A 2,403-nucleotide genomic window follows, 5' to 3' on the forward strand; every position below is an offset into this window, starting at 1 on the left:
TGAGGTAGGGAAGCCCGCGCTGTACCTACTGGATCAGCGTCGGGAGGAGTGTCACTAACCATTTCCCTTTACAGCCTCGCTGACCACGAATAATTTTGGGCATTCTTGTTTTGCCATAAAGAGGAATTTTCCAGCCTTTTTGAGTTTTATAAGCTCCTTTAATACGTTTAGCATTAATAAGTTGCCATATTCGTTGACGACTTATTTCGAGGAGACGAGACGCTTCGGTGATAGTTACAACTTCCATAGTACAAAAAAACCTTCTATAAGATATGTATGTACTATAGAAAAAAAATCAATTTCTACCCACCATCTGGTTATGTGGAGTAAAAACTTCTGGCAAAACTTATAGAACAATACCCTATTTAACCATAGAGTATGTCAAAATCGTATAGTGGCAAAAAAGGGAACACAAGGTATTGACATGCGAATTTTATTTGTAGGGGCAGAGGTTGCTCCTTTAGCCAAAGCTGGGGGAATGGGGGACGTTATCGGAGCCTTGCCGAAAGTATTACATCAATTGGGGTATGATGTCCGCATTATTATGCCTTATTACGGATTTTTAGACGATAAAATAGAAATTCCCTCGGAACCAATATGGCAAGGAAATGCCATGTCTCAAGATTTTGCTATTCATCAAACGACCCTGCCCAATAGTAATGTTCCCTTATATTTACTGAGACACCATAGCTTTTCCCCTCGTCGCATTTACGGAGATGATGAATACTGGCGGTTTACCTTCTTTTCCAACGCAGCAGCAGAATTTGCCTGGAATTGTTGGAAACCCAACGTAATACACTGCCACGACTGGCACACTGGCATGATTCCCCTATGGATGCACGAAACCCCAGATATTACAAGTGTTTTCACTATCCACAATTTAGCTTATCAAGGGCCAGGTCGTGGGTTTTTAGAGCATAATACCTGGTGTCCTTGGTATATGGATGGGGATAATTCTCTAGCTGCAGGGATAAAATTTGCTGGCAGAATCACCACTGTTTCTCCTACCTACGCCCAACAAATCCAAACTCCGGCTTACGGAGAAAGACTTGATGGTTTATTATCCAACTTTAATCATAACTTGGTAGGGATTCTCAACGGCATCGATATGGAACTGTACAACCCTGCCGAAGACCAGTTTATCTATGAAAAATTCACCCCTCATACCTTGGAAAAACGTATAGCCAATAAAGTTGGACTCCAAGAGGAAACGGGGCTAGAGATCAATCAAGATGCCTTTTTAATGGGTATGGTGACTCGTTTAGTGGAGCAGAAAGGCATTGATTTAATCCTGCAAGTGTTGGACCGTTTTTTGGCTCATACCGAAGCCCAATTAGTGGTTTTAGGTAGTGGAGATCATTACTATGAAAATCAGCTGTGGCAGTTGTCGGCCCGTTATCCAGGTCGTGTATCGGTGCAGATCCTTTACAATGATGTCCTGTCCCGTCGCATATTTGCTGGATCGGACGTATTTTTGATGCCTTCGCGCTTTGAACCTTGTGGCATAAGTCAGTTGTTTGCCATGCGTTATGGTTGTGTTCCTATTGTACGGCGTACGGGGGGATTAGGGGATACAGTCAGTTTTTACGATCCCATGAACCAAGAAGGAACTGGTTATTCTTTTGATAACTATGACCCTCTGGAGTTGTTAGTTTGTATGATTCGTGCCTGGGAGGGATTCCGCTTTAAAGTAGACTGGACAAAACTACAACAACGATGCATGACCCAAGATTTTAGTTGGTATCGCTCTGCTGCTGAATACATTAAAATCTACAAAGGTTTAACTGGACAACCGGAAGATTTAACCCCAGAAGAAGAAAATAAAATAGCCATTTTAATCAAGAAAAATATTTCCTGGGACATTAGTGGCAATGGAAATCTAAATAATGTTGTGGCAGAAGAAAACCCCGAAAATGATCATCAACTTTCTGAAAAAGAAGTCCCTGAATCCTCAACAGTATTGGAAGAAGAGACGGCTACGGCCGAAAATGAAGAATTAGAAGAGTCTCTACATACAGAGATTTCCAGCAACATTCCTTCTCAGACAATCGAAGTCGAAGAAGAGGAAGAAAGTGAAAACATTGAGCAAGAATTGCACTCTGAAAAGCCCTCATCTCTAACGGATATTCCTGAATCAAATTCCTCTGCAGAAGAGGAGGAAGAAAAACAATCTCTATCTGAAGCGACTTCTAGCCCCATCACAACCGAAGAAAGAGAAATTACTGAACCAACTATCGAAGAGGAACATAAGCCCCTACCAAGACCCATCTATCCTCCACAAGGGAACACATCAGAGTCTTCTCAAGAAAAAGTGTTAACCTCAGATGAATCTACCTTAGAACCAATAGAGTGAAGCTTCTCAAAAAGTCTGGGGGGACTCGCCGAAAGTTAGGGGACAAAGAT

The 2,403-nt window shown here is 41.9% G+C and carries 1 protein-coding gene and 1 pseudogene; one reads left to right on the forward strand and one right to left on the reverse strand.

Annotated elements, in window-relative coordinates:
* Nucleotides 1–25: 25 nt before the first annotated feature.
* Nucleotides 26–247, reverse strand: coding sequence for a helix-turn-helix domain-containing protein (locus tag P9B04_RS21210; protein WP_342056961.1), 222 nt, complete (start codon nucleotides 245–247; stop codon nucleotides 26–28).
* Nucleotides 248–424: 177 nt separating this feature from the next.
* On the opposite strand from P9B04_RS21210, the pseudogene glgA reads away from it, so the two are divergent.
* Nucleotides 425–1,837 (forward strand): annotated as a pseudogene (gene glgA / locus P9B04_RS21215) (glycogen synthase GlgA); the annotation flags it as partial.
* Nucleotides 1,838–2,403: the final 566 nt, after the last annotated feature.

Source organism: Crocosphaera sp. Alani8 (assembly GCF_038442745.1).
In the GTDB taxonomy this organism is placed as follows: domain Bacteria; phylum Cyanobacteriota; class Cyanobacteriia; order Cyanobacteriales; family Microcystaceae; genus Crocosphaera.